Source organism: Paenibacillus sp. A3M_27_13, assembly GCF_024213315.1.
GTDB classification, from domain to species: domain Bacteria; phylum Bacillota; class Bacilli; order Paenibacillales; family Paenibacillaceae; genus Paenibacillus; species Paenibacillus polymyxa_B.
On the sequence record NZ_JANAVE010000003.1, the window covers coordinates 331,164 to 357,171 of the forward strand.

At 46.2% G+C, this 26,008-nt stretch carries 25 protein-coding genes and 1 riboswitch; of the genes, 17 read left to right on the forward strand and 8 right to left on the reverse strand.

Annotation, left to right across the window (positions count from 1 at the left end; all coding sequences use genetic code 11):
- Nucleotides 1–144: 144 nt before the first annotated feature.
- The 3 genes from NLX82_RS14440 (at nucleotide 145) to gpmA (ending at nucleotide 2,204) form a co-directional block, all read left to right on the forward strand.
- Nucleotides 145–432 (forward strand): hypothetical protein, encoded by a 288-nt coding sequence (locus NLX82_RS14440; protein WP_023990901.1) that lies wholly within the window; start codon nucleotides 145–147, stop codon nucleotides 430–432.
- A 147-nt stretch (nucleotides 433–579) separates the two neighbouring features.
- On the forward strand, nucleotides 580–1,320 hold the full coding sequence (locus tag NLX82_RS14445; RefSeq protein ID WP_023990900.1) for a Bax inhibitor-1/YccA family protein: 741 nt from the start codon (nucleotides 580–582) through the stop codon (nucleotides 1,318–1,320).
- Nucleotides 1,321–1,454: 134 nt separating this feature from the next.
- Complete coding sequence (gene gpmA / locus NLX82_RS14450; RefSeq protein ID WP_025721385.1) at nucleotides 1,455–2,204, forward strand: 2,3-diphosphoglycerate-dependent phosphoglycerate mutase; 750 nt, start codon at nucleotides 1,455–1,457, stop codon at nucleotides 2,202–2,204.
- Nucleotides 2,205–2,268: 64 nt separating this feature from the next.
- Here the strand turns inward: gpmA and NLX82_RS14455 are convergent, their stop codons facing one another.
- Nucleotides 2,269–3,762, reverse strand: coding sequence for an alpha-amylase (locus NLX82_RS14455; RefSeq protein ID WP_023990898.1), 1,494 nt, complete (start codon nucleotides 3,760–3,762; stop codon nucleotides 2,269–2,271).
- Between the two features lie 264 nt (nucleotides 3,763–4,026).
- On the opposite strand from NLX82_RS14455, the gene NLX82_RS14460 reads away from it, so the two are divergent.
- On the forward strand, nucleotides 4,027–4,860 hold the full coding sequence (locus tag NLX82_RS14460; RefSeq protein WP_254348383.1) for an HNH endonuclease: 834 nt from the start codon (nucleotides 4,027–4,029) through the stop codon (nucleotides 4,858–4,860).
- A 24-nt stretch (nucleotides 4,861–4,884) separates the two neighbouring features.
- Here NLX82_RS14460 and NLX82_RS14465 read toward each other — a convergent pair whose 3' ends face one another.
- Nucleotides 4,885–5,280 carry a rhodanese-like domain-containing protein gene (locus NLX82_RS14465; RefSeq protein ID WP_023990896.1) on the reverse strand — a complete coding sequence of 132 codons (396 nt, stop codon included), beginning with the start codon at nucleotides 5,278–5,280 and terminating at the stop codon, nucleotides 4,885–4,887.
- 501 nt (nucleotides 5,281–5,781) lie between these two features.
- On the opposite strand from NLX82_RS14465, the gene NLX82_RS14470 reads away from it, so the two are divergent.
- Nucleotides 5,782–6,213 carry a DUF1641 domain-containing protein gene (locus NLX82_RS14470; protein ID WP_013312528.1) on the forward strand — a complete coding sequence of 144 codons (432 nt, stop codon included), beginning with the start codon at nucleotides 5,782–5,784 and terminating at the stop codon, nucleotides 6,211–6,213.
- 27 nt (nucleotides 6,214–6,240) lie between these two features.
- Complete coding sequence (locus NLX82_RS14475) at nucleotides 6,241–7,422, forward strand: NAD(P)/FAD-dependent oxidoreductase (protein ID WP_023990895.1); 1,182 nt, start codon at nucleotides 6,241–6,243, stop codon at nucleotides 7,420–7,422.
- A 104-nt stretch (nucleotides 7,423–7,526) separates the two neighbouring features.
- On the opposite strand, the gene NLX82_RS14480 is transcribed toward NLX82_RS14475, so the two are convergent.
- The gene (locus tag NLX82_RS14480) at nucleotides 7,527–10,082 is read right to left on the reverse strand and encodes a LamG-like jellyroll fold domain-containing protein (RefSeq protein WP_254348385.1); all 2,556 of its coding nucleotides are present in this window, start codon (nucleotides 10,080–10,082) and stop codon (nucleotides 7,527–7,529) included.
- A gap of 354 nt (nucleotides 10,083–10,436) precedes the next feature.
- Between NLX82_RS14480 and NLX82_RS14485 the strand changes: the two genes are divergently transcribed.
- Nucleotides 10,437–11,543, forward strand: a complete 1,107-nt coding sequence (locus tag NLX82_RS14485; protein ID WP_254348387.1) for a hypothetical protein — start codon at nucleotides 10,437–10,439, stop codon at nucleotides 11,541–11,543.
- Nucleotides 11,544–11,728: 185 nt separating this feature from the next.
- A complete protein-coding gene (locus NLX82_RS14490) occupies nucleotides 11,729–12,526 on the forward strand; it encodes a copper amine oxidase N-terminal domain-containing protein (protein ID WP_028540817.1) in 798 nt (265 codons plus the stop codon).
- 78 nt (nucleotides 12,527–12,604) lie between these two features.
- Here NLX82_RS14490 and NLX82_RS14495 read toward each other — a convergent pair whose 3' ends face one another.
- Both NLX82_RS14495 and NLX82_RS14500 read right to left on the reverse strand, forming a co-directional pair.
- Nucleotides 12,605–13,648 carry a stalk domain-containing protein gene (locus NLX82_RS14495; protein ID WP_028540816.1) on the reverse strand — a complete coding sequence of 348 codons (1,044 nt, stop codon included), beginning with the start codon at nucleotides 13,646–13,648 and terminating at the stop codon, nucleotides 12,605–12,607.
- 255 nt (nucleotides 13,649–13,903) lie between these two features.
- Nucleotides 13,904–14,080: a CsbD family protein gene (locus tag NLX82_RS14500; RefSeq protein WP_068939077.1), complete on the reverse strand. Its 177-nt coding sequence runs from the start codon at nucleotides 14,078–14,080 to the stop codon at nucleotides 13,904–13,906.
- Between the two features lie 156 nt (nucleotides 14,081–14,236).
- Here NLX82_RS14500 and NLX82_RS14505 point away from each other — a divergent pair, with 156 nt between their 5' ends.
- Nucleotides 14,237–14,752 (forward strand): DUF2179 domain-containing protein, encoded by a 516-nt coding sequence (locus tag NLX82_RS14505; protein WP_023990890.1) that lies wholly within the window; start codon nucleotides 14,237–14,239, stop codon nucleotides 14,750–14,752.
- Nucleotides 14,753–14,871: 119 nt separating this feature from the next.
- The gene (locus NLX82_RS14510; RefSeq protein ID WP_023990889.1) at nucleotides 14,872–15,084 is read left to right on the forward strand and encodes a cold-shock protein; all 213 of its coding nucleotides are present in this window, start codon (nucleotides 14,872–14,874) and stop codon (nucleotides 15,082–15,084) included.
- A gap of 155 nt (nucleotides 15,085–15,239) precedes the next feature.
- Here the strand turns inward: NLX82_RS14510 and NLX82_RS14515 are convergent, their stop codons facing one another.
- The 3 genes from NLX82_RS14515 to NLX82_RS14525 all read right to left on the reverse strand — a co-directional run bounded on the left by NLX82_RS14515 (nucleotide 15,240) and on the right by NLX82_RS14525 (nucleotide 18,872).
- On the reverse strand, nucleotides 15,240–16,253 hold the full coding sequence (locus tag NLX82_RS14515) for a substrate-binding domain-containing protein (RefSeq protein ID WP_023990888.1): 1,014 nt from the start codon (nucleotides 16,251–16,253) through the stop codon (nucleotides 15,240–15,242).
- Between the two features lie 247 nt (nucleotides 16,254–16,500).
- Complete coding sequence (locus NLX82_RS14520; RefSeq protein ID WP_028540814.1) at nucleotides 16,501–17,700, reverse strand: glycoside hydrolase family 130 protein; 1,200 nt, start codon at nucleotides 17,698–17,700, stop codon at nucleotides 16,501–16,503.
- Nucleotides 17,697–18,872 carry an AGE family epimerase/isomerase gene (locus NLX82_RS14525; RefSeq protein WP_068939073.1) on the reverse strand — a complete coding sequence of 392 codons (1,176 nt, stop codon included), beginning with the start codon at nucleotides 18,870–18,872 and terminating at the stop codon, nucleotides 17,697–17,699. Before NLX82_RS14525 ends, NLX82_RS14520 begins: the two co-directional genes overlap by 4 nt.
- 235 nt (nucleotides 18,873–19,107) lie before the next feature.
- Between NLX82_RS14525 and NLX82_RS14530 the strand changes: the two genes are divergently transcribed.
- The 7 genes from NLX82_RS14530 (at nucleotide 19,108) to NLX82_RS14560 (ending at nucleotide 25,927) form a co-directional block, all read left to right on the forward strand.
- Nucleotides 19,108–20,430 (forward strand): ABC transporter substrate-binding protein, encoded by a 1,323-nt coding sequence (locus NLX82_RS14530; RefSeq protein ID WP_254348388.1) that lies wholly within the window; start codon nucleotides 19,108–19,110, stop codon nucleotides 20,428–20,430.
- A gap of 66 nt (nucleotides 20,431–20,496) precedes the next feature.
- Entirely contained in the window at nucleotides 20,497–21,381 is an 885-nt protein-coding gene (locus NLX82_RS14535) for a carbohydrate ABC transporter permease (protein WP_053326360.1), read from the forward strand.
- Nucleotides 21,382–21,383: 2 nt separating this feature from the next.
- Nucleotides 21,384–22,217, forward strand: a complete 834-nt coding sequence (locus NLX82_RS14540) for a carbohydrate ABC transporter permease (RefSeq protein ID WP_254348390.1) — start codon at nucleotides 21,384–21,386, stop codon at nucleotides 22,215–22,217.
- A 60-nt stretch (nucleotides 22,218–22,277) separates the two neighbouring features.
- Nucleotides 22,278–23,327 (forward strand): glycoside hydrolase family 130 protein, encoded by a 1,050-nt coding sequence (locus NLX82_RS14545; protein WP_028540809.1) that lies wholly within the window; start codon nucleotides 22,278–22,280, stop codon nucleotides 23,325–23,327.
- An 11-nt stretch (nucleotides 23,328–23,338) separates the two neighbouring features.
- Complete coding sequence (locus tag NLX82_RS14550) at nucleotides 23,339–24,298, forward strand: acetylxylan esterase (RefSeq protein ID WP_071558075.1); 960 nt, start codon at nucleotides 23,339–23,341, stop codon at nucleotides 24,296–24,298.
- A 57-nt stretch (nucleotides 24,299–24,355) separates the two neighbouring features.
- Nucleotides 24,356–24,455: riboswitch (purine riboswitch) on the forward strand.
- Between the two features lie 69 nt (nucleotides 24,456–24,524).
- Entirely contained in the window at nucleotides 24,525–25,703 is a 1,179-nt protein-coding gene (locus NLX82_RS14555; protein ID WP_023990880.1) for an MFS transporter, read from the forward strand.
- 80 nt (nucleotides 25,704–25,783) lie between these two features.
- Nucleotides 25,784–25,927, forward strand: coding sequence for an RAxF-45 family protein (locus NLX82_RS14560; protein ID WP_016822706.1), 144 nt, complete (start codon nucleotides 25,784–25,786; stop codon nucleotides 25,925–25,927).
- The last annotated feature ends 81 nt before the right edge of the window (nucleotides 25,928–26,008 follow it).

Here is a 26,008-nt window from a genome sequence, read left to right on the forward strand (position 1 = left end):
GAGAGGGCAACTCCTTTTTGGCATAGCTTAGGGTATGTTAATCTATCAGTCTTTTAAATTGTGTCTTATTACTGAGTCACTTAACGTTACGCTCATAGATTGGAAGCATAGAATACACTATCAAACGCAAGGGAGGTGAGTTTTATGGCGATCCTTTTACCTTCGCAAATCTACAATCTCGCTGCGGGTGTGGGTAAATCCTTTTTTGAAAATTTGAAAGGCGGTAATAATGCTACAATTACCGTGAATAACACGGGTGCCAATCCGGTGGATCTGGTTGTTACACGTGTCAATGCTCCCGTGATCACGTATGTTATCCCGGCAGCCAATAGTCTGACGTTAGAAGTGGCTTTGTTGCTGGTAGCTGCTCTCCAAGCTACTCCAGCTGGAGCTGTGACAGGCACCATCCAAATTGCTACGGCTGATTTTTAACCTGTAACGACCTGACCCTCTAACTCTAGCTTTGCCGTATGGCAAGGTTAGAGTTTTTTTGTTTGAAATTTTCTGAAACTTTTTTCATATTGTGCCGATATATACATATAGCATAGCAAACAACAACATCGAAAAGGAGTACCCTGTATGAGCTTTAGCAATCCGGTTTTACGTGATGACATCTTTTTGCGCGAAGATGAAAGAGAAGCTAGTGAACAACGCATGACCATCGGAGGAACGGTGAACAAAACGTTGCTTCTGCTGGTTCTGCTCATCGTCTCTGGCAGCATTACCTGGTACATGACCTACGAGGGAACCGTAGAGGTGCTATCCTTGCTGACGGCAGGCTTTATTGGTATGGCAGGCGTAGCACTTGCGATATCCTTTTTTCCAAAAACCGCTCCGTTACTCTCTCCTGTATATGCGATTCTGAGTGGTTTTGCTTTGGGTGGCGTTTCAGCCTTTATGGAGTATGAGTACCCTGGAATTGTAGCCAATGCCATTTTGCTGACCGTGGGTATTTTGTTCTTAATGCTCTTTATGTACACACAGCGAATCATCAAGGTGACACGCGGCTTTATCTCATTCGTTGTCCTGTGTACGATGGCGATTTTTCTGGTGACGCTAGTTGATTTTATTTTGAACTTTTTCGGTATGAATGTTCCGTATATCCATGAAACGGGTTGGCTGGGTATTGGTATTAGTTTATTTATCGTGATCATTGCGGCTTTGAATCTGCTGGTTGATTTCAATTTTATTGAAGAGCAAGCAGATCAAGGTGCACCCAAATATATGGAATGGTATGGTGCTTTTGCATTGCTGGTGACTCTAGTGTGGCTGTATGTACGGATTTTGGATCTGTTGGCCAAGTTCAGTAAGAGAGACTAAGTGCAGGGTGAGAAGAAAAGGATGGCTGAATGCCGTCCTTTTTTGTATTAAATAGACGGTTTAAAAATTGCATTTTACGTTAAATACATAGAAGTTGGGTAAAACATAAAGACAGACAGGAGAGGAGTGAGTGTATGTATCAAGTGGTGCTGGTTAGGCATGGAGAAAGCGTGTATAACCGACAAAACCTGTTTACGGGCTGGACGGACGTGGACCTGACTGAACAAGGGACTCATGAGGCCATTGAGGCAGGACGTATTCTCAAGGAGGCAGGATATACGTTTGATTTGGCATTTGCCTCTGTGCTAAAACGATCTATCCGCACGCTGTATCACATCTTGGATGAGCTGGATCATCTGTGGATACCTGTGCAGAAGTCATGGAAGCTGAATGAACGCCATTACGGTGCTCTTCAAGGGCTTAGCAAGCTGGATTCCGCCGTGCAATACGGCGAGGAGCAGGTTCATATCTGGCGGCGTAGCCTAACAGTGCGGCCACCCATGCTGGATGAGAAGGACGAGCGGAGTCCGCATCGGGAAGAGCGTTATCGCAATATTAAGCCAGAAGAGCTGCCGCTTGGGGAAAGTCTGGAGGACACAGTGCATCGGGTCGGTGAGTTTTGGAAGCAGCGGATTGTACCTTTGATTCTCAAAAAGGATCGAGTTATCATTTCTGCACATGGTAACACTTTGCGGGCCTTAATCAAGTATATGGAGAATCTGGACGAAACCGCATTGCTGGATTTGAATATTCCCACAGGCATTCCCCTGGTGTACGAGCTGGATGAGCATATAGATCCCATCCGGCGCTTTTATCTCGGTGATCCGAGTCATGTAGAGGCTAAGAAGCAGGCTGTGGCCAACCAAAGCAAGGTAACGGAGTGACTTTCCATACACAAAGAGGACAGGGCGCTTCCTCGCATCCTGTCCTCTTTGTGTTGGGTATAGATTAAGCGTTCGCTTCTTCTTCTGTTTCCTGGCTGTCTTCCTCTGCGGGAAGTGCCCACACCGATACACTGCCGGCACGAACGGGAAATATGCCGTAGCCATCCTGCTCAATCTTTACGGTATGATCGTGACGCCCGGTCAAATCTATCCATTCTTCCGCTGCATGTTGTTTGCCTACGAACATGCGCTTTTCTCCGTCATTTGCGTTGGTGATCACCACAGCACATCCGGAGCCTTCCAGCTCAGGCACGCCTTGACGAACCCATCCAATCGTATGGGGATCATCGAAATAATCTTTTTGCTCACCATAAGCTTTATGGTATCGGGCATATAGAAGCGGGTCTAGCTCAGCCTGCTTGCCTTTGACGGGCGTTTGTCCCTGGATGCCGTAGTAATCGCCATAGAATACGCAGGGATAACCGTCCTTGCGCAGCAAGATAAGTGCATAGGCGCTGGGCTTGAACCAGTCCTCCACCCAGGATTCAAGCGCTTCATGCGGCTGGGAATCATGATTATCGACAAAAGTAACCGAGTTCAGGGGATGGGTATGAACAAGCGTATCCTCGAAAATGGTGCTTAAATCGAAATCCTTGCCACCCAAGGAAGCGCTATGTAGTTTGTAGTGGAGGGATACGTCAAATAGGTCGATTTTATAATCAATGGTATCCAGGAACTTTTGACACGATTCCAGATCCGGTTTCCAAAACTCGCCTACCATATAAAAATCCTGCCCGCGTTTTTTAATCATTTCTGTAGCAAACTCTCGTACAAATTCATGATTAATATGCTTGATTGCATCCAGACGGAATCCGTTGCATTGCAGAGTATCTACCAGCCATTTGCCCCAGCGGATCATCTCTTTGCGCACATCCTGATGATTATAATCAATATTGGCGAACATTAAATAATCATAATTGCCGAATTCATCATCTACATTTTCGCTCCAGCTTTTATTTTTACCTAAAATACGATAGATTCCTGTCCGGTCCTGGCTTGCATCGTAATCGGTTCCGTTAAAATGTTCAAAGTTCCATTGAAATGTGGAATACTGACCTTGACGGCCGGGGAACGTAAATTTAGTCCAGCCCTCGATATCAAAGGGCTCGGAAATGACCTCATTGCGGTTATCCGGATTGACCTCGACGACCTTGAACACTTCGGTTTCATCCGCGCCAGCCTTATGGTTCATAACCAGATCGACATAGACGGCCACACCGTGGCGAACGCAGGCGGCAACAGCCTCCAGCAGGTCTTCCCTGGTTCCGTATTTGGTGCGCACCGCACCTTTTTGGTCAAATTCGCCCAGATCATAAAGGTCATAGACGCCGTATCCCGTATCCTCGGGCGATTGGCCTTTGGTGACAGGTGGAATCCATATCGCGTCAATTCCTTTGGCCTTCAGTTCCGGCGCCAGGCGGGTAAGCTTCTTCCAGTGAGAACCGTCAGCTTCGACATTCCACTCGAAAAATTGCATCATCGTATGGTTCCTTTTCATGTGCGTCCCTCCTTCATATATAACAAGTTACCCACCAAGTGAGGGGGGCTAAACGTCAGACGGTCAATATGATGCTGAATGAAGAACAAGGATCGCTGTATAACGTATGCTAAATCATTAAAATTTGTTATACCTAAGTGTTCCCAACGACTCGGGTAGCTAGAAAAGGGAACGTGAAAACGGTAAAATGAATCTAACTTAACAATAGTTCGGGTTTTGGTGAAAACCGTAAAGCACGAGCAACAGAGGAAAGGAGGGGTGGACGTGACAGAACCGCAGCAGAACAAGGATGAAGAGAGCAAACCGCTGATTAAAAAATGTACGTATTGTCAGGAAATGAAACCTTTAACGGACTTTCAGCGCAGAACGGGTCGCCGGGCTGGTCCTTATTCACGGCGTGGTCCTTGCCGTTCCTGCCGAGGGTTGGCCCCGGCCCCGCAAGAACGTGCGGCTACGTCCGCTCCTTCCGGCGAGGAAACGAACCCCTCGGCTGCTCCCGTGACGCAGCATAGCCTTGAAGCAAATACGGCTGCGCACAGCCTGGAGGCGCCACTACCTATGGAGGCACAACGCCCCCGCAGGAAGCTGGTCACGGATAAAGCGCGTGAGCGCCACCGGCAACGGGTTCGGCATCTGCTTAGCAGGCTGAAGCCTGCGGATACCCGGGCATTGCGGCTCAATCGCAATGGCATGATTCGGCTAAGAGGCAAAACCGACCAGGGGAGACGCTGGCATCAAGAGATTGAGCTTGATCTGGCCATGACCCTGGTCAGAGAGCGTATGGCGGTGATTGTTAATCCATACACCGTGCGCAGACTGTATAGCAACAAGGAATTTCGTCAATATGTGCTTAAGCGTGACCGCTATACTTGCTTTTTTTGCGGAGACTACGGTGACACGATTGATCATTTACTGCCTCGGGCAAAAGGGGGGCACACGACGCCGGTCAATTGTGTATGTGCTTGCAATGAATGCAATCAAGTTAAGGCTGCCCGCGATGTAGATGAGTTCATTGAATCTGGTGTGCCGCAGCCGTCTCCTGATGATTTCGAAGCACCTGATAATCCTGATACTTCTGAAGACACCCTACGTACGTAGGGCGATTCTTGGAGCGTAGGTCCCTTAGTACAGTTCTACTTCAAAGCCGGATTCCTTCCAGGCTGTTGTTCCGCCTTCGATAAAAGCTACATTGGTAAAGCCCATCTGCTGGAGTGTATAAGCTGCCAATGCAGCTTGTCCGCCTGCCCCACAAGTGGTGATAATCGGGCGGTTGCGGTCACGTAGACGTTCGTCACGCAAATCCTGTGGAACCTCCAAGTCAGCGCGGATGGGCAGCATGCCCAATGAAATATTGGCGCTTCCGCGAATCAGACCGCAAGCGCCTGCATCATGGGAGTCCTGTACATCGATAACGAATGTATCAGGATTTGCCTCCATTCGCTGACGTGCCTCCTGTGAATCAATGCCCTGAACGTGCTGTCTCGCTTCTTGAACCATATCTCCAAATGTTTTAGCCATCGTTTTAAACCTCCGTATGAATATATTTTGTGTTATTTTCATATTATCGAACTGAAACGTACGCTCTCTATTACCCTCCTCTAGCATAAAATGACCCTTTTTTTAAGGGAAACTTGGACAAAAATCGAGCTTATTCTAATTTTTATCTAAAATAACAATAAAAATTTTGCAGAAATTTGTGCAAATTTAAAATTTCTTCGACGATTGTGTTGTGAAAGGTGTAATATAGAGGTATAGGGTTCCGTTTCGGCCTGTTGTAGTCACGAAGGAGCGCTTCGTGGGATATTCCGCAGCAGTAACAACAGAATACCGTCTGAGCAATATACAATTGGCATCTGCGATAAATCAGTCTTGCCCTTTAGGGTATAGGCCGGTTTTAGCTGTGCTTCTTGCATGTTTAAGGGCGTGAATTCAATGCACGTTTTATTGCTAGAGTTTATGGATACAGGTTACGAGAAAGGAATGGACTTCTATTTTCACAGTAAAGGAGGACGTTCACGCATGTCTGAAAACCAACAAGAGGTGGCAGTAACACAAGAAGCTACCAAAGAGTCTCGGGATGTATTGGACCAATTGATGAAACCGGAGGTTCAGCAATCGCTGACCGTGCTGGTAGAAAATCTGCCCAAGTTGACTGAGATGGTTACTTTGATGACCGATGCTTATGATGTAGCTCGTAGTCTGGCGACTGACCCTGTCTTTATCGGAGATATGAAAAGCTCCATGGGAGAGTTTGTGAAGCCTGTTACAGATTCGGCTAAAGGATTGGCTTCTGCTGCAATTGAAGCAAATGACCGTGTACAAACTACGGACGGCAGCGTAGGTCTGTTTGGCCTGCTCAAAATGCTTAAAGATCCGAATGTACAAAAAACGCTGCGTTTCAGCCAGGCTTTCCTGGATATTCTGAATGAGCGCCAACGCGAAAGCAAATAATTACCTGATCAAGAACGGAGGATGGACATGTCGAAGCAAATTTTGATCTTGGGCGGCGGATACGGCGGATTGCTGGCCGCTCTTACAGCACGCCAGCATATGGACGCTAGCCAAGCAACCATTACAGTGGTTAACCGCTTTGCGTCGCACCAAATTATTACGGAACTGCACCGTTTGGCGGCAGGTACAATTGCTGAAAAAGCTGTTGCGCTTCCTTTGGAAAAACTGCTGCGTAACAAGGAAATTATCCTGAAAGTGGATACTGTTTCCGAAATCAAGCCTGACGATAAAAAAGTAACCTTGGCCAGTGGCGCTACGTTGAGCTATGACGCTCTCGTTATTTCCCTGGGCAGTGAAACGGCTTACTTCGGTATTCCAGGACTGCAAGAGCATAGCTTCACGCTGAAATCAGTGGCAGAAGCCAATCGCATTCGCGCACATGTGGAAGCTCGTCTGGATGCTTACAAGCAATCCGGTAACCAAGCGGACGCTACAATCGTTATCGGTGGTGGCGGTCTGACTGGCGTTGAGCTGGTGGGCGAATATGCTGACAAATTGCCTGCAATTTGTCGCGAAAAAGGTATTAACTACGAAGATATCAACTTGTATTGCGTAGAAGCTGGACCATCTATTTTGGCAGGCTTCCCTCAACCACTGGTTGATCGTGCAGTAACAAGCCTTGAAAAACGTGGCGTTCAAATCGTAGCGGGTGTTCCGATTACAGAAATGAAAGCTGACGAAGTTCTCTTGAAAGACGGACGTTCGATCAAAACGAACACACTGATCTGGACAGGCGGCGTACAAGGTAATGCACTGGTTGGCGCATCTGGTATTGAAGTAAACCGTGGTCGCGCAACTGTGAATGGTGCGCTGCAATCGACTTCTCACGAAGACATCTTCCTCGCTGGCGACAGTGCAGTGGTGTTCCCGAGTGAAGGCGAGCGTCCATACCCACCAACTGCACAGTTGGCTTGGCAAATGGGCGAATTAGTTGGTTACAACATCTTCGCTTATTTCAACGGAGCGAAAATGGAACGCTTTACACCAGTATTCTCCGGTACACTGGGCAGCTTGGGCAGAACAGACGCGATTGGTACTGTAGGCGCGAATGGCACCCAACTGAAAGGCGCTGTAGCCACTTTGATGAAGGAAGGCAGTAACATCCGTTACTTGTCCCACATCAAAGGACTTTTTGCATTGGCCTATTAATATTTCTTACATTTTATATGGTTCATTGGAAGAGAGCGCTATTCAGCGCTCTCTTTTTTGTAGCTTTTCTTTTCGACACTAGCGATACTCACGATTCATTAGTCTTAATTCACTTTCATCTTCGCTAACTCCGCCACCTGTGCAGGGGGGAGCGCACCTTCAAATATACTCAGCTCATCAATAGATCCTTTGAACGCAGGGTCCCACCAGTTGACACCTAAGCTGAATGATCCAGATTTAGAGGTAAAGACATCTGGAAATCCTGAGCCGGTAAATTGAATCTTTCCATTCACATACACGGCTAACATTCCACGATCTACAGTGAAGGCGAGATGTGTCCATTCATTTGTTTTGATCTTTAGGCCGGTACTGCCAGTATACCAAGATGAGCTGCCGGACCAGACCATTGTGTTATCCTTCTCAGGTCCTCTGGGCAAAAGGCTAATCCAGTGATTACTATCCATAGCTCCAAAGAAAGTTGGTGTATGCAGAGTCAATTCGCTTGGTTTTACCCACAGTGACACGGAATATGCTGAGCTGGATATGAGTCCTTCAGGCAGAGCAATGCCCGACTTTCCATCAAGGACTACAGCTTGGCCTCTTACGCCTTCAGCGTAGGACACACTCCCTCCCTGGCGATCGATTCGGTCACCGATAACTTCGCCATTAGCAAAAGCATCTTGCTGATCCTCCAGATTATTTTCAAACGTGTATGACGCAGTCAATGTTGCCTTCTCATAAGGGGATACCGTGATGTTAAAAATTTTGTCCCGACTACGTTCTCCCTTGGTAATGGTAGCTGTCAAAGTGGCAGATGCAGCCTTTTCTCCGATTCCTGGACGCTTGATTTCACCTGTATCCGTAATGACGCTTTGGTCTGAAGTTTTCCAGGTAATCCGGGATTGCCGACTGCCTTCCTTCGGAAGATTCAGGCTAGCCGTCACCCGACTTGTATCGCCAAGATCTAATTCACGATACACACTGTCCACTACTGTCGTATCGGTCATATCAGGGAGCTTGCTGCCCCAAGCCATCTCACCTTTATTCGATAAAACTGTAAACGCCAGGATGTATTGATTCGTAACCTGATCCCATTGTCTTAAGAACACCCCATCCAATACAGCACCATCCAGTGTTAATTGGATATTCGAATCCCCCGACTTGCGCCATGTTCCTTGCACATCGCCTTCAATGGTATAATCTGCTTTAAGCTGAATGAATTGCGTATTCTTGATCGTAGCCGAAGAATCACTGCCATGATTAATATATTGATAATCGCCAAAGAATTGTTTCTCATCTAGCTTTGTAAGCGTCTCGCCACCGTAACGATAAGGAGCTACGACGGGCCAGTCCTCCTGATTCATGAACATTTGGTGTACACGCAGCTCATGTGTCTCCCCCTGATGAGGGAATCGGGTATGAAAGACGACAAACATTTGTCCAGTAGCAGGATCGGTGTATACAGAATTGTGTCCAGGGGAAACATAGCCGTAGCCAGTGCCTGTACCGGGGTCACCTATTTTACTATCGAACAAGAAATTACCTATTAACTTGTTGCCATAAGTTATATTTTTGGTGTTTGCTGGCAAAACAGCATTCTGTCCTTTGGCATCTTTATAAGGTCCTGTCGGACTCTTGGAACGGAATAACCTCATGTTATACCCTCCGTCCGCTGCAAGGCCACCGTAGGTTACATACAAATAGTAATAACCCGTCTCCTGGTTGTATTCAATATACGGACCTTCCCCTGACTCACCGTATCCGCCTGCGATCTTGGTGCCAAAATAACGATCAATGAGCCGACCGTCTTCTGTAGTTCCATCTTTACCTGGGTACATGGGTTTGCCAGTTGCTTTATCTAGCTCCAGTAAAAATATTCCCCCGGACCATGATCCATACGTCATCCACAAGCGACCGTTTGCATCGTAAAAAACGCTTGCATCGATTGCATTTGGGAACATCCGATTCGCATAAGAACCATCGGTATTAAACCATCCCGGTCTGGGCCCCTCAAGCTTGCCTTCCTTAATAAGTTGTTGAATCGGCGTATTTGTCCATTTTTTATCTACCTTGCTATCTTTATCGAATGCAGTCTCCTTCGTAAAACCAGTGTGTATAATGGTATCCACATATTGATATGGACCCTCGATTTTGGGTGCAACTGCAATGCCGATCGCGGAACGAATGTAGGTGGAAGATGCACTATAATAAATCATATATGCCCCTTTTGTCCCATCCTCATTGACATAATGCTCATTCCAAAATACATCGGGCGCCCATACCGAGAATCCTCCCTTACTATCCGCATCATTCTCACCCGCCCAAGCGAAAGATCCGGCCAGATTCTTCGATAAATCCCCGTAAAGTGTGTTCCCAGGCGTGGTGTAACCGTTTGCAAAAGAAGTCCAGTTTGTAAGATTTTTTGACTTCGCCGCAGAGATATGTGACCCAAATACATAATAAGTGTCACCGTCTTTGACAATGGAAGGGTCATGAACCGATACATTAGAGAAGGTTGGCGCATCCTGCTTTTTGTTTTGGTCTGGCACTGTTGCCGCCGCGTCTATTGCACCTAATGGTGCGCTTGCGATTGCTAATAATAATGTTAGTGTTATTGCAATGCTTTTCCTGACTTTACGTTTAACAAAACTTCTCATCATACACATTTGCCCCTTTCTAAATTGGAATACAGTGATATATTCTGCTTTCATCGCTAAATACCTTTCTATTTATAAATATTATTAATGTATTTATGAATTATATAGCGATAGGAAAGATATCGGCACCCAAGAGCCGTTGTATACCTGTAAGGCGGTTATAGTAAAAAAGCTAAGAGGCTTTGAAATGTCTTTGACCACTATTCCTCTCTTTTTTTTGATATGTAGTTGAGCCTTCTATACACTATGATATGTAAAATACTTCGTTCTACTTTTAGGTAAAAATTATAAATTATGGTTGACGTTATATAATTGTGGAGGTATGCTAGTTTCGAAAAATAACTAGGAGGTTTGTGTATGTTTAGGAAAAATAAGTTTTTCAGCATGGGATTAGCAACTATCCTCATGTGTTCCGCATTCTCGGGAAGCCTCGCCTATGCGGAACCTAAGTCCACTACGTACGATGCTTCATTTTTTGAAAATCTCAAACAGCGGGCCATAGTTCATGAGCTTCAAGAACACAAGATCGCTGTTAATCCGAAAGCATCTATTGCTGAACTGCTGAATACAGCGGATAGTACATCACTAAAGAGTAAGAATAATAGTGATCTACAACATAATCTGGAGAAGCTTAACAAGTCGGAATACATATATCTTACACTCGATGGAGAAGTATACAGCTCAGAAAAGGGTTATGTAGGCATGGCGGATAAAGTTGAATCAAAAGAGGATAGTGTAACGGATGCTACTTATATGAAAACAAACTCTTTGAGTGAACCAAGCAACAATCATGATGTTTCCATATCAAGTAAAAATAATCCCACTCCATCGCAAGTGAGTGGAGGAACAACTGGAGCTTTTTCAAGGGTTCAATTGGATTATGATGGTTTTGATGGGGTTAATGCACGTGTGATTCTGCCAAGAGCTGAGGACCTAGGAGCAAACGAACAGCCATGGGCGTATTACGGTTTTGATGCGAAGAATGGACGGAAAATCGAGGGGGGATTTTCCTTTCAAACGGGCCAAAAAAGATACTTAGGATACATTAAAAATGGAGATTATAGATATTCTACAGAGTCGTGGGTAAATTACGAGGGATTTAATTCAGTTAAATTTTATATTGATAATAGTACCTATAACGCTTATCTGTTAGCCTACTACAATCAAATCGTCGTTATGCAAACCTCTTTTGACTCTTCAGACCTATCATCCATGTCTGTTAAGAGAGTGACAGCAATAGCGAAAAAAAACTTTGATGGCAGCAATATCTATGGAAGTGCTATCAATGGGGAGTTTTCAGAATTGGTAGTCTCTAAATTCAATTCAGATTATTATTATCCATGGGATGACTATCGGGATTACTCGTTTTGGGATGGAAGTCAGTGGTTCGGTACGATTGATTGGCCCACCGATTATATTACTCATTTTGGTCCAAGTGTATGGATCAGAAATCCAAACCGATAAGAACAATTAGTTAAACAATGGCTCAAGCTAAAATATACTGAGTAGCATCTGTCATTTCCTTTGTTGTTGGGTGGGACTTACAACAATGTGGCTTGGCAGATGTTTTTCCATGTTAAGCATACTCAACTGGACTCCTCCACCGTAATTTTGGTTTTGAGCCTAAACAAAATAATTAGGAGGGCATTATGAAAATCAGGTTATTAATCAGTATTATGATTGTACTAAGTTTTGCTACTGCACACTCGAATTCGACATCAGCTCAAGCTCATACCCCCATACACTTGAAGGTCAATGATCATTACGTTTTATACACCTACCCTGCATCCCCCTTTGTGGATACGAAGGGAAGGCTGCTTATACCGCTCCAAGTGGCTGAGGATATACTGGGTGGCAAAGTAACTTATAATGCAGCGAACAAGACGGCTGCTGTCGATCTGTTGGGGCGTAATGTAACGGCAACGATTGGATCACCCGAAATATCAGTTAACGGTGAGCCGATGACAATGGACACAGTCCCCATCATGAAAAGCAACGCAATGTTTTTGCCGGTATCCATTTTGTTGAAGGATACAGATGCGAAGATGGAATGGGATCCCAAACGTGGCTTATTGAAACTAAGACATGATAGCTTTACGGAAAGTCCAGTTCTTATGAGGTTTAAGGGACAAGACTTGGCCCAAGTCATTGATGCGAATGCGTTTGATCTTATTTCCTTTGACTGGGATCAAAAAAAAGAGTTATTAAATATTTATGCTACGTATAAGAGCGACTTATCGCCCGCCTTCAAGCAAATTGACTTTAATCCTATGATTGTTTATAGCAAAGGGACCTATAGTGTATATCCTTATTCTAAACCCAATATGTTTTACAAAGTTAAAATAACCAGTCCTGGTAATTTGGTTTATACAATGAATATCGATACAACCAATGCGGATGAAGATTATATAAAATATATTACTTCTGTTGGCAGATTAATTAAGTAGTGGAATGTATGTTGCTTGTACATCATAAAAAAGCGACAAAGGCTTAAGGGCCTTTGTCGCTTTTTTTGAAAGATTATCTTAGAAGGTAATGATTTGATTGCCGTTCCCTTTATTGCGGATATATCCCACGACCTTGGATACAGACTCTTTGTCTTTAAGATAATCAACAACGCCGTCTGTTAGGTTGTTTCTTTGAGTATTTGACATTTTATTCCAATCATCCGAATTTACATAAACTTCAACGATAGCTTCACTGCTGTCGCCTCTTACGGTGAAATCAAAGCCGACTCCGGCATAGGTGCCATATCTATCGGACAAACTACGTTGGATACTGCTTTTATCCAAAGATGAAGCTACATCCTTCAAGGTAACATCGCCTCTACTGTTGGTTGTAAAGGTCGCCATTTTATCCCTATTGCTGGAGTTTTTAACCGTACCCTCTACATCGGCATCTTTGTACTCTTTCAAAATATCATCCACGATGTCCTCCAAGTAGCTTCTCTTTCTACTGTCGGATAGTTCAGTCCATCTGGATTTTGTCATTTCGATGGTCACCGTAATATCGCTTTTGTTACCATCCAACGTGATATCCGAGTTGGTGCTGTAATCATCGCTGTGATCATCGTTCAGTTTCTTTTGGAGATCCTTCAAGGAGCTAGAGCTGTTTTTACTCGCTTCATCTTTTAGCGTCTGGTTGTCTTTTTGCAATTGAGCGATGGTAGCGTCTTTCGTCGTGTTTGCTGCTTTTGCTGTGTTGAGCTCTTGAGTCAGCGTCGTAATCTGGTTGTTCAACGCCGTCACTGTAGATTGATCAATCGGAACGCCGTTGTCGGCAATGACTACGCGTTTGTTTGTACCATCCCATGTTACCTTTTTATCCAAAGCTGTACCTGCCAGCTTCAGTGGGATATACGTTACGCCATCCAGCAGGAACGGTTCTGTTTTGGCATCATAAGGAACCTCGGTTCCGTTGTAGATGATTTTGATATTGTTATATACTGCTTGGATCGGCTTAGTCACTTGTGCGGCATATGTGGATTGGCTGAAAAGAGCCCCGGATATGGCCAAGGCGGATACGGCAGTGATGATGACAGGTTTTTTGATAGATTTCAGTGATTTCATTCGTTGGTCTACCCCTTTATTTAAGAATTATAGCCTGGTTCATAGACTAGAGTAACATTAATGCCTACAAAATCCAACAGCTTGGAGAGTCATTATGGGTTGTGCTTATATTGGTTAGACGCAACAGCAACCGTAAAAGTTGCCCTGTTTGCGCAAAAGTTTTTCCAAAAGTATCCGAACAACACAAAACAAGCCCGCTGCACAAGACAGCGTGACTTGTTGGTAAAATAGTGCGTCGAGGTTATCCATTCAGGATTATTTGCCGTCCTTCAGTTTGCCTGCTGTTTCCTGAAGATGGCCTTTGGCCTTATCCAGTTTACCTTCGGCTTGAAGGGACTTATTATCGGTAGCGTTCCCGATTTGGTCCTTGATTTCACCTTTGGCTTTGTTCACATTACCTTTGATTTTATCGCTAATTCCGTTATCCTTCATGTTGTAGCCCTCCTTATGTGATCGAACTTTCATTCAGCATGCTGTAGTTAGTCATTACCCGAGTGAGGGTAATACGAAACCAGAGGCTGTATATCACAGACGGGGGTATAATGTTGGATACGGGTTAAATCAGAACGTGAAGTGGGGAGTGAGCGCATGCTCAAAATTTTATTGTTTATTCTCGTTATTCAAATTATTTACGTATCGGCGTATACACTACGCATGATTCTGACGTTGAAAGGACAGAAGTACATTGCTGCGCTCATTAGCACCGTGGAAGTTACGGTCTATGTGTTGGGCTTGAATGTTGTGCTTAAGTACCTGGATCAAGTGGCAAGTCTTGCAGTATACGCCATTGGCTATGCATTGGGCATTCTTATTGGAGCATGGATTGAGGAAAAAATAGCGCTTGGTTATGTCACCGTTAAGGTGATCAGCAATGAGATCAATGGAGGAATTGCCAATGCGCTACGGGACAAAGGATACGGTGTTACAGCCTGGCTGGGCAGTGGACGTGATGGAGAGCGCCTGGTGATGGAAATTTTGGCTAAACGGAAAAACCAGAATAAGTTGTATCAGTCCATTCTGGAGCTGGACCCTAAGGCTTTTGTCATTACGGTAGAGCCGAAGCAATTTCATGGCGGCTTCTGGACCAAGGCTATCCGTAAATAAACATTTTGGTAAATTGCGCATATTTTTTGGGCGTTAGAGCATATTAATACCCGGACAGGTGGAAATTAACAGTAAGCCGACAGGGGATATTACCCTATAAAAACCGAGGGGGAATATAGATGTACAGACGCCAGGCCCCGGAAATCATTCCAGAGGAAAATACGGCTATTTGGTCGTGTACAAACGAGGGTTGCAACGGTTGGATGCGAACGGATTTCACCTTTTTGAACGAGCCAGCTTGTCCACTTTGTCAAGCCTCGATGGGGCAAGAAATGCGGATGCTGCCGATTCTCAATCGGGCGGGCAATTCCTTTGTCGCCCAGCGCTCCTAATCCAGGATTTTGCAAAATCTACAATTGAATGTGAGTACGATGATCACACTGCAGAATTTATGAACGTCAAAAGCCGCTCCAGCGACATGCTGAGCGGCTTTTGGTTGTGGAAATTAGAGTAGGGGTGACCTGTCCCCAAGTAAGGTATGCATTGATCATGGTCTCTGGATGGGCTGCACGGAATCACGATATACAATATGTCCCTGCACCAGGACTCGACCAAAGCGGCTACCGGGATGGCTTATTTTTTTCATCATCGAATCAATCGCGGTACGTGCCATCTGCTCGATGTCTACTCCGACCGTGGTCAGTTGCGGAACAATAAGAGTGGCGTATACATCGTTGTCAAAGCCGACCACAGAGCAGTCTTCAGGTACGCGGTATCCCAGACCAATGAGCTTATGCACCAGATTGTGAGCGACCTGATCGCAGTTACATACAAAGGCAGTTGGTAGCGGCTGAGGAAGCTCCATTTCAACATAAGTACCTTCGTCGTCTCGGTCACTGAGCACCCACTCGTTACGGAGGGGCAACCTGTGCTCCAGCAAGGATTTATAGTAGCCGAGGAAACGATCCTGAATACTACTGGTGGAATAAATATTACCCACATATGCAATATCCCGGTGTCCCTGGGCGATCAAATAGTTGGTCAGCTCGTAGGCTCCGTAAAAATTATCCGTCACCACGGAGTCGATATCGGCATGCTCATCATAAAAATCGAGAAACATTTTGGGTAGGTCCATGGTTTGTACAAGCTCAATATATGGCTTGCTCACTTGGCCCAGGAGAATGAAGCCGTCCACCTTGCGGTCGTAATAGATACGTGGCAGATTAAGCTGTTCTTCGTCTTCGCGATGGAGGATGTGAAGGATACCGTAGTAGCCGTATGGCTCCAGTGCCCGTGAAATTTGCTGGTAGATGTGCAGATAAAACGATTGGCCAGGGCCGGTAAAACGTTCAGGGATGACAACACCTATGTTATAGGTGAGGCCCTCCTTCATGGACTTGGCAACGGTATTGAAACGATAACCCATTTCTCCTGCGAGCGTCTTAATACGCTCTTTTAGCTCCTCGCTAACCCCATCCTTGTCATTGAGCGCCTTCGACACGGTCACGCTGCTTACTCCCAGCTTATCTGCAATATCCCGCATCGTTACGTTGCTCTTCATTCCTGTTCCGCCTTCCAATTTTAAAAAGATAAGCATTTTGCCTAATCCAGAGAATGGATGCAAAATGCTGGGGAATATATCAGTAGCTTAGCCGCCTGTAAAAATCCAAAAGACTTAGCAGGGTTGCTGTCCTGTAAAGATACAAAGACTGGCAGCATGGCTGCCCATAGAACAACTATTAGCCTGCGGGTAACAGTTGTTCTATGGATAGTATACATGGTTCCGCAAGCAGGATAAAGCCTGCGGCTTATGTCCGCTGGGAAGGACGGGAGTGTGCTTGCAATAGCGCTTCATTGTGATGAATTAGCTCACGACGAACAGCGGCGCTGCTGAGAGAGCGCAACGGGTCGGATGGTGTATTGAAGGTGTAGTCCTCCAGTCGAGCGATGGTGGTCGTCGCTACGTGGATACGGGTATCACTGGATGCGTAGTAAATAAAGACTTCATCTTGTTCGTTAACGACTGCCCCATTGCAAAAAATAACATTCGAAACGTCACCCACGCGTTCCTCATCATAAGGAGCCAGAAAGTGCCCGCCGGGCTTGGCGATGACGCGCGTAGGGTCTTCCAGACTGGTGGCAAAGGTATACAGCACATACCGCAGCCCAGCGGCCGTATTGCGTACCCCGTGAGCGATATGAATCCAGCCGCGACTGGTTTTGATCGGGGCAGGGCCCTGACCATTCTTGGCTTCGTACACCGTATGATAACAACGCTCATCAATGACGGTTTCGTGTTCAATCACGGGTTGTGTAATATCTTTGCACAGGCCGAAGGCGATGCCTCCGCCCGAGCCGGTGGAAATAAATCCGTCCTGGGGACGAGTATAGAAGGCGTATTGACCGTCCACAAATTCAGGGTGCAGGACAACGTTGCGTTGCTGTGGGGACTGGGTAGTGATGTTGGGAAGCCGGGTCCATGTACGAAGATCACGAGTACGGACCAGTCCGGCCTGAGCGACAGCACTGGAGGTATCGTGAGGTGGTGCGTCAGGGTCTTTTTTCTCTGAGCAATAAATACCGTAAATCCAGCCGTCCTCATGCTTCACCAGCCGCATATCGTACATATTTGTTTCTTCTGGGTCGATATCCTCCCATACTAGGGGGGCGTCAATGAATCGAAATTGATCAATGCCGTTATCGCTCTCTGCTAAAGCGAAAAATGATTTTCGATCCAGTCCCTCGGTACGCGAAACAAGAATGTATTTTCCTTCATGATAGATTGCCCCTGGATTCAATGCCGCATTTACACCCAGCCGCTCCATGAAAAAGGGATTAGTTTGCGCATCCAGATCAAACCGCCAGTGAAGTGGAACATGATGGCGTGTGAGCACTGGATAGAGGTAGCGTTCGTAGATACCATTATAAAAGGTAGTTTTAACCTCATTGGGGCGTGTAATCAGTTCCTCTTGCTGCAACCGCAGCTCATTGTATTTGCTATGGATCATTGGTTTTCCATCCTTTCTAGCATTTCTATGCAAAATCGGCTGTTGTGATAAGGGCACTTCCAGGGTCCTGCAATCTCTCTCGCATCAGGCTTACCATCCGCTTGAACTGACCAGAACCATTCGCCTCCGGGGCGCGGATCGATGATATATTGCCGGGTATAGGACCATAGATTTTTCACAATTTGCAAAAAACGTTCGTCTTTTGTACGTTGAAACGCATTGTAAAAACCAACCATCCCCTCGGCCTGTACCCACCAGATACGTGAGGTGTCTACTCGCTCTCCTTCCCGCTCGTTGATGAGCGATCCGTCTGGCTGAACAGCGCGCTCAGCTACCGCATTGGCAATATCCATCACCATATCCACGTATTCTGACGGGTAATAACCCAGCACATTCATAGCGTCTTCAATCAACCAGCTGGCTTCGATGTCGTGACCATATGAGGTCAGGTCAAGCAGAGAGCGCCATTCACGGTCGAAGAATACCCCCAATCGCCGGGCAGAAGCATCGTAAACACGATGATATAAAATATCCAGTACGTTCGTCAGCGCATTTCGAACCTCTTCATTTGGCCAGACGCGCAGCAATTGGGTATACGCCTCCAAAACATGAATATGCGTATTCATGGTGATATGCGCGGTAACCCCATTTTCGCTGAGTAGCTCATTAGGCTGCGTGTTCCACAAGCGGTCATATTGTTCGCCGTATGCCTGTCGGGTGCGATCATATCCTTTTTGCTCCAGCAGATGGAACAGCTCCATAGCTAGTGGTAATGCATTCGGGTCGTCTGTGGCACGTGCATACTCTGCTATCGCATAGATCGCAAATGCCTGCGCGTATACATGCTTGCACGTGTCCACGGGTTGCCCGGTGTAGTCCACCATCCAGTACATTCCTCCATGTAATGGATCAAGCAGGTGATTCCGCAGGAATGTGAATGCATGTCGTGCGGCTTCTGCATAGGTATTTTCCCCTGTTACACGGGCAGCCGCCGAGAATGACCAGAGTAGCCGTGCAGTGGCAATCCCGCCTTTGTCGGCTTGGTTATGAGTGTGCAGATCCACGTCCACCTCGCCGTAAAACCCACCGTGTGTCTCATCCTTCAGTCCAAGCCAGAATGGGAGTATGTGCTCCTTCCATTCCTGTCTAATTTCGTCCAGTAATGTTTCCAAGAGACAAAGCCTCCTTCGGAAAATAAGTTATTAGGTTATCGTTAACTTTACAGAAGTATCATATCTAGGTGTTTGTAAACTGTCAACTATTCTCGTCTTGTGTTTATTTACAAGATAATAGCCCAGCGTACTGTACAAAAAAATAATGTAATTGACATAGTAAGCGTTATCATAATAAAATAATTTTTGTTAGCTTAACGATAACCTTATTTAAAAAAATGGGAGGGGTCGTTTTATGAAGTTGTCTAAAGTTTTGATGCCATTGTTGTCAGTGCTACTAGTAGCGGGTTTGTTTGCAGGCTGTGCTCCAAAAGCATCGGATACACCAGCAGCCAGCTCTGATCCAAAGGATGTGGAAGGTGAAATTACGGTTATCACACAGCGGACTGATATTGTGGATACCGTATTTCAGGATTACGCCAAGGAATTTAACAAACTTTATCCGAACGTGAAGGTCAATTTTCAGGCATTGGCCGATTATGAGGGTCAAATTAAAATCCGTATGGGGACCAGGGATTATGGAGATGTTTTGCTGATTCCTGGCAGTATTCCAGTTGAAGAGCTGCCCAACTTTTTCGAGCCGCTGGGTACTTATGAGGAGATGAAAAACAAGTATACCGGCCTTGAAGAACGTACGGTGGATCATAACAGCTACGGTATTCCAATTGCGATGGTTTACTCTGGTGTGATTTATAACAAAAAGGTGTTCAAGGACGCAGGAATCACGCAGCTTCCCAAAACACCGGATCAATTCCTAACAGCGTTACAGCAGATTAAGGACAAAACCAAGGCAGTGCCGCTGTTTACGAACTATGCCTCTGGTTGGGCACTGACCCAGTGGGAGTCTAGTCTGGCAACATTGGCGGGTACGAAGGAATACGTGAATATCACACAGCCGAATACAGATGACAATTTCACGAAAGGACAGCCCCACTATGAACTGTATAAGGTCCTGTACGATGCAGCTAAAAAAGGCCTGATTGAAAAAGATCCAACGACTACGGATTGGGAGACCTCCAAGGCGGATCTCGCTCAAGGCAAAATCGGTGCGATGGTACTTGGCTCTTGGGCGATTGACCAGATCAAAAGCACAGCTCCTAACAAGGAAGATATCGGTTTTATGCCTTTCCCGACGAATGCCTCGAAGGTACTTGTACCGCTAGCGGGTGATTTTAATCTCGGTATTAACGTAAACAGTGAAAATAAAGCGGCGGCCCGTGCTTGGGTGGACTGGTTTACCGAAAAGTCCAACTATGCTGTAGAGCAGGCAGGCAGTATTAGTCCGCTGAAGGGTGCTCCAATGCCTAGCATTTTGAAGCAATACGAAGATCAGGGAGTCGTTTTTGAAACGCTTACTCCGTCTCAAAAAGGACAGGAAGGAATTGTTGATAAAATAGATAAAATGGGCGAAATTGGTTTGTGGCAGCCTGATTTCAAGAAACGCATTATTGAGGCAGCGGTTGGTAACCGCCCGGAATCGTATGACGCCATTATGAAAGACCTGAACGATGCATGGGTGAAGGCGCGTGCTGAAGTGGCTGCAAAGGAAGCAAAATAGCCATCTGAACTGACGAAAAAAAGGATCGACGTAGCAGTCGATGGACGGATAGCCAGGAGGTGCAGCATGTTAAAATTTTCGAATCTCAGCTACTCCAAACAAAGATTGGCGATTATTGTTGCCTTTTCATTTATTCCGCTAGCGCTGCTGATCACTTTTGCGTACTTGCCGGTGATCAATATGTTTAAATACAGCTTTTCGGACTGGAACGGCTATAGTAAGCGTCTGGAATATGTGGGTTTTGAAAACTATATCAAAATCTTTACCGACCCCGAGTATTTCTCGGTGTTTAAGGTCAGTCTGTATTACTTTGTAGCCACGTTTGTACAGATGGGTCTGGCCCTTTATTTTGCAACCATTCTCAGCTTTCAGACCTGGTTTAAAAATTTCTTTAAAGGCGTTTTATTTTTTCCTTCCCTAATGAACGGGGTGGCCATTGGTTTTATTTTTCTATTCTTTTTTAAGCCAGACGGCACGCTCGATACCCTGCTTCAGGCAGTGGGGCTGGGTTCGTATGTCAAGCTGTGGCTGGGCAACCCGGAGATTATCAATATTTCGCTGGCTGGTACGTCGATCTGGAGATACATGGGCTTTAACTTTATTGTGTTTCTGGGTGCGATTTCTTCCATATCCAGTGATTTGTATGAAGCAGCCGATATCGATGGAGCCAACCGCTGGCATCAGTTCCGCTCAATTATTTTGCCGAGCATCAAGCGGATTTTGCAGTTGAATCTCATCTTGGCAATTAGCGGTGCGGTCAGTGCATTCGATATTCCGTATATTATGACCGGTGGCTCCAACGGTAGCGAAACATTCGTCATTCAAACGCTTGATGTGGCATTCAAATACAGCAAGGTCGGTTTGGCCTCGGCGATGGCGGTTGTTCTGCTGCTGATCGTAATCGCTGTTACGTTGCTTCAACGGTTGCTAATTCGGGGAGAGGAGGACTAATCATGTATAAGCTGAAAAGAATACTGGCTAGCAGCATCAAGTATGCGGCGCTACTACTAGGTGTGTTCATTGCACTGCTGCCGATTGTCGTCATTTTGTTTGCATCTTTGAAGACGAAGACTGAATATGCGGCAACCAGTCCTCTGACTCCCCCCGTGAACTGGCTGAATTGGGCTAACTATACCAAAGCTTTTATTAACGGAAATATGCTGACCGGATTTGTGAACACAGCTTTTATCCTGTTGATTTCGATCATCGGAGCCACGTTAACAGGTTCCATGATCGCGTATATTTTGAACCGTTTTAAATTTAAGGGCAAAAGTCTTATGCTCGGAGCGTTCCTGCTCGCGACCCTCATTCCGGGGGTAACGACACAGGTATCGACATTTCAAATTATCAACAAACTGGAGCTGTTTAACACGCCTTGGGCGGCGATCTTGCTGTATTTGGGAACGGATATTATTGCAGTGTATATTTTTCTGCAATTTCTGGATTCCATTGCGGTGGCGCTAGATGAATCAGCCATGCTGGATGGGGCCTCCTATCTGACGATCTACTGGCGCATTATCTTGCCCCTGCTGAAGCCTGCCATTGTGACGGTGATCATTATCAAAGGCGTTAATATTTACAACGACTTTTACACCCCGTTCCTGTATATGCCCAAAACAAGCCTTCAGGTTATATCGACGGCGCTGTTCAAGTTTAAAGGGCCATATGGCTCGCAATGGGAAGTTATTAGCGCGGGCATTATCATTGCCATTATTCCGACGCTGATTGCGTTTTTATCATTACAAAAATATATCTATAACGGATTCGCGCAGGGTTCAGTGAAATAGAATAACGGCGAAATAGAAAAATGATGAGATCAAGTATCTCGGTGAGAGGAGAATATACGTATGAGTAAATTGAATGTGGATTTGGATGTAGGTGACGTACGAATTTTGGGAGAAAGTCTGTCGAAAATGCCGTGGCAGGATAAGCCGGAAGGTAGCGAGGCTCCGGTGTGGAGGCATACTGAAAACCCAGTCATTGGACGCAATCCGGTGCCGGGTATTGCCCGTATTTTCAACAGTGCAGTAGCTCCGTATGAGGGACGGTTTGTAGGGGTATTCCGGGCTGAAACGATTAATGGACGTCCGCATTTGCATCTAGGCTGGAGTGACGACGGGTTGGCTTGGGACATTGAGACAGAACGTCTGCATTTGGTCGATGAGGAAGGAAGCGATTACCAGCCTAATTATGCTTACGATCCGCGTCTGGTCCGCGTGGAGGATACGTATTATATCATCTGGTGTACAGATTTTTACGGTGCAGCGTTGGGGATAGCACAAACAAAGGATTTTAAAAGCTTTGTACGATTGGAAAATCCGTTCCTGCCGTTTAATCGCAATGGTGTGCTGTTGCCCCGCAAGCTAAACGGAAACTTTATGTTGCTATCCCGTCCGAGCGACAGCGGACATACACCGTTTGGCGACATTTTTCTAAGTGAAAGTCCTGACTTGGTCTATTGGGGCAAGCACCGTCATGTCATGAGTAAGGGCGGACAGGGCTGGTGGCAATCGGTAAAGATTGGCGGCGGACCGGCCCCGATTGAGACGACCGAGGGTTGGCTGATGTTCTACCACGGGGTGACGGGCACGTGCAATGGGCTGGTATACAGTATGGGCGTAGCCGTTCTTGACCTGGATGATCCGTCTAAAGTTAAATATCGTTCCTCCAATTTCGTGCTGACCCCAGAGGAATGGTACGAAGAACGGGGCTTTGTGCCGAATGTGGTTTTCCCGTGTGCTACGCTGCATGATGCGGACACTGGGCGGATTGCGATTTATTATGGAGCCGCTGACACGTATGTAGGTATCGCATACACGACAGTAACTGACATTATGAAGTATGTTATCGCAACGGATGAAGTGGTCGCAGACGACCGCGAGTCGGGCCGGATGTAGGAGGAACTTGAATGCCAGAGGATATGTCTTTACAGCAATTGCAGTCATATATGGGGAGTAACCCGAAGCCGCTGGACTTTGACGCATACTGGGAACGGGCATTACAGGAGCTGGAGCGGCAGCCGCTTGATTATACACTGGAGCCTGCTGATTTTGTCTCTCCGATGGTGGAGTGTTACCATCTATATTTTACTGGAGTGGGCGGAGCGAAGGTTCATGGGAAGCTGGCTCGTCCTAAGCACCTTACGGAACAAGGTCCAGCGTTGGCCATGTTTCATGGATATTCCTGCGACAGTGGTGACTGGTTCGACAAGGTGAGCTATGCGGCACACGGATTCACCGTGCTGGCTATGGATTGCCGGGGGCAAGGAGGGCTATCAGAGGACAATTTGCAGGTTCAAGGAACGACGGTTCGCGGCCATATCATCCGGGGGATTGATGACCCGGACCCGGATCGGATGTATTACCGCAATGTATTTTTGGATACCGTGCAGACGGTACGCATTCTGATGTCTATGGAGCAGGTCGACCCTGAACGGATCGGCGCATTTGGCTGCTCCCAGGGAGGGGCCTTAACGGTTGCCTGCGCTGCATTGGAGCCACGTGTCCGTATGGCAGTTCCGGTATATCCATTTCTGTCGGACTATAAAAGAGCTTGGGCGCTGGATGCCACTACATCTGCATATGAAGAACTGGTTTATTATTTTCGTTGGTTTGATCCGAATCATATGCGCGAGGAGGAGCTCTTTCACCGACTAGGCTACATCGATATTCAACATTTGGCAGATCGTATTCGTGGTCGTGTGTTGTTTGTGACAGGGCTGTCGGACACCATCTGTCCACCCTCCACGCAGTTTGCGGTGTACAATAAAATCGTATCAGACAAGGAAATACTCCTGTATCACGAATACGGTCATGAGTATCTACCCTATCTGTCGGATCGTGCCATGAGCGAATTTTTGCGGCTGTAGGGGGTTGAACTTAGCCACAGGCTCCTTTATAGTAATAGCTATAACCTTCGTGAATGCGTAATAAATGAATGCCCCATTTGTATAACCTCAATAATATGGTTTGAGGGTCTCTACCAGGAACCGATAAATCCTGATTACAAAAAGTGTACGTCTTGTACATTTCTTGTGGTCAGGATTTTTTTGCGTAATACGAGGGAATTTACATGACAGCAAAGGAGCTAATGTAATGAACTTCAAAGTAGTTATTTTAACGATTGCGACCTTTACGGTGGGGCTGGTGGAGCTGATTATCGGTGGCGTGCTACCCCAAATTGCACAGGATTTGAATGTCTCCGTAAGCACGGCAGGACAGCTTATCATGATCTATGCGCTCGTGTATGCTATTGCTGGGCCAACTTTATTGGCGTTGACCGCCAAAATTGAACGAAAACGACTGTACCTGTGGTCGATGTTTATCTTTATTCTGGGAAGTCTACTGGCCTTCTGGAGTCCGAATTATGCGGTCTTATTTGTATCCCGTATCGTTACCGCTGCAAGCGGGTCGCTGATCGTGACATTGTCACTGACCATTGCAGTCAAAGTGGTGTCCAAGGCTTATCAGGCCCGTGTCCTTGGTGTCATCTCCATGGGGGTTAGCTCCTCCATCGTTCTAGGTATTCCAGCCGGGGTGCTGATTGGAAATGCGTTTGGCTGGCGGGTGCTTTTCCTGATCATTGCCTTGTTGACGGTCGTTGCTATGATCGTTATCAACTTGTTTATGGAGCGGATTCCGACCGAACATGTTGTGCCTATGCGCGATCAGCTGAAATCCTTAAAAAATGTTAAAGTCATCAGTGCTCATCTGGTGACCACGCTGACACTGGCGGGCCATTACACGTTATATGCGTATTTCACTCCATTTTTAGAAAATATGATGGGCTTAAACGCTTCGTGGATTAGTGTGGCCTATTTTGTCTTTGGGCTGGCGGCAGTGAGCGGCGGATTTATTGGCGGCTCTTTGGCAGATCGGTTCGGCACAGCGAAAAGTATTCTAGTCGTCGTAGGCGTGTTTATCGCCGTGATGTTCTTGCTGCCATTCTCAATCCACTCGATTTATGTATTTGCGCCACTACTGATCATCTGGGGCATACTGAGTTGGGCCTTGTCGCCCCCGATGCAAAGTTATCTTATTGAAAATGCACCCGAATCGGGTAGTATTCAGCAAAGCTTTAATTTCTCCGCACTCCAGGTCGGGATCGCTCTCGGTTCTGCCTTGGGAGGAGTAGTGATTGAAAATAGTGAATCTGTTGCCACGAACGCTTGGGTGGGTGGGGCATTTGTGATTGTTGCTTTTGTCTGCGGCGTATTTTCGATTACCAGAGCGGGGACATCGCAGGCTGTCAGAGGGCACCACTCTGTTTCATAATTCGCTGAACCATCGCCCTCTTTTATAATGCGAGCAAACATGTTATACTACACACAATTATGAAGAAGGAGGTGAGGTAGGTGAATCACGAGATGCTGAACAACCGTATTAGCCAGCTGCCGATTGCTATGGCTGGCATTGTTCATGCTTTTCCATACAACGGGAGAAGTCTGTCCAATTTTAATCATACGGTTGTAAACATCGCGAGAAGACGCCTACCTTAACTCGAACGGATTGCTGTATCTTCCGAAGAGTCGCGGGGTTGCTCCTGCGGCTCTTTTTGTGTTACCCAGGTAAGGGTCTTC

Excerpts from the sequence above, each read along its gene's own strand:
- NLX82_RS14440 (WP_023990901.1), top strand. The coding sequence starts at position 145 with ATGGCGATCCTTTTACCTTCGCAAATCTACAATCTCGCTGCGGGTGTG.
- NLX82_RS14445 (WP_023990900.1), top strand. The coding sequence starts at position 580 with ATGAGCTTTAGCAATCCGGTTTTACGTGATGACATCTTTTTGCGCGAA.
- gpmA (WP_025721385.1), top strand. The coding sequence starts at position 1,455 with ATGTATCAAGTGGTGCTGGTTAGGCATGGAGAAAGCGTGTATAACCGA.
- NLX82_RS14455 (WP_023990898.1), bottom strand. The coding sequence starts at position 3,762 with ATGAAAAGGAACCATACGATGATGCAATTTTTCGAGTGGAATGTCGAA.
- NLX82_RS14465 (WP_023990896.1), bottom strand. The coding sequence starts at position 5,280 with ATGGCTAAAACATTTGGAGATATGGTTCAAGAAGCGAGACAGCACGTT.
- NLX82_RS14470 (WP_013312528.1), top strand. The coding sequence starts at position 5,782 with ATGTCTGAAAACCAACAAGAGGTGGCAGTAACACAAGAAGCTACCAAA.
- NLX82_RS14475 (WP_023990895.1), top strand. The coding sequence starts at position 6,241 with ATGTCGAAGCAAATTTTGATCTTGGGCGGCGGATACGGCGGATTGCTG.
- NLX82_RS14480 (WP_254348385.1), bottom strand. The coding sequence starts at position 10,082 with ATGATGAGAAGTTTTGTTAAACGTAAAGTCAGGAAAAGCATTGCAATA.
- NLX82_RS14485 (WP_254348387.1), top strand. The coding sequence starts at position 10,437 with ATGTTTAGGAAAAATAAGTTTTTCAGCATGGGATTAGCAACTATCCTC.
- NLX82_RS14490 (WP_028540817.1), top strand. The coding sequence starts at position 11,729 with ATGAAAATCAGGTTATTAATCAGTATTATGATTGTACTAAGTTTTGCT.
- NLX82_RS14495 (WP_028540816.1), bottom strand. The coding sequence starts at position 13,648 with ATGAAATCACTGAAATCTATCAAAAAACCTGTCATCATCACTGCCGTA.
- NLX82_RS14500 (WP_068939077.1), bottom strand. The coding sequence starts at position 14,080 with ATGAAGGATAACGGAATTAGCGATAAAATCAAAGGTAATGTGAACAAA.
- NLX82_RS14505 (WP_023990890.1), top strand. The coding sequence starts at position 14,237 with ATGCTCAAAATTTTATTGTTTATTCTCGTTATTCAAATTATTTACGTA.
- NLX82_RS14510 (WP_023990889.1), top strand. The coding sequence starts at position 14,872 with ATGTACAGACGCCAGGCCCCGGAAATCATTCCAGAGGAAAATACGGCT.
- NLX82_RS14515 (WP_023990888.1), bottom strand. The coding sequence starts at position 16,253 with ATGAAGAGCAACGTAACGATGCGGGATATTGCAGATAAGCTGGGAGTA.
- NLX82_RS14520 (WP_028540814.1), bottom strand. The coding sequence starts at position 17,700 with ATGATCCATAGCAAATACAATGAGCTGCGGTTGCAGCAAGAGGAACTG.
- NLX82_RS14530 (WP_254348388.1), top strand. The coding sequence starts at position 19,108 with ATGAAGTTGTCTAAAGTTTTGATGCCATTGTTGTCAGTGCTACTAGTA.
- NLX82_RS14535 (WP_053326360.1), top strand. The coding sequence starts at position 20,497 with ATGTTAAAATTTTCGAATCTCAGCTACTCCAAACAAAGATTGGCGATT.
- NLX82_RS14540 (WP_254348390.1), top strand. The coding sequence starts at position 21,384 with ATGTATAAGCTGAAAAGAATACTGGCTAGCAGCATCAAGTATGCGGCG.
- NLX82_RS14545 (WP_028540809.1), top strand. The coding sequence starts at position 22,278 with ATGAGTAAATTGAATGTGGATTTGGATGTAGGTGACGTACGAATTTTG.
- NLX82_RS14550 (WP_071558075.1), top strand. The coding sequence starts at position 23,339 with ATGCCAGAGGATATGTCTTTACAGCAATTGCAGTCATATATGGGGAGT.
- NLX82_RS14555 (WP_023990880.1), top strand. The coding sequence starts at position 24,525 with ATGAACTTCAAAGTAGTTATTTTAACGATTGCGACCTTTACGGTGGGG.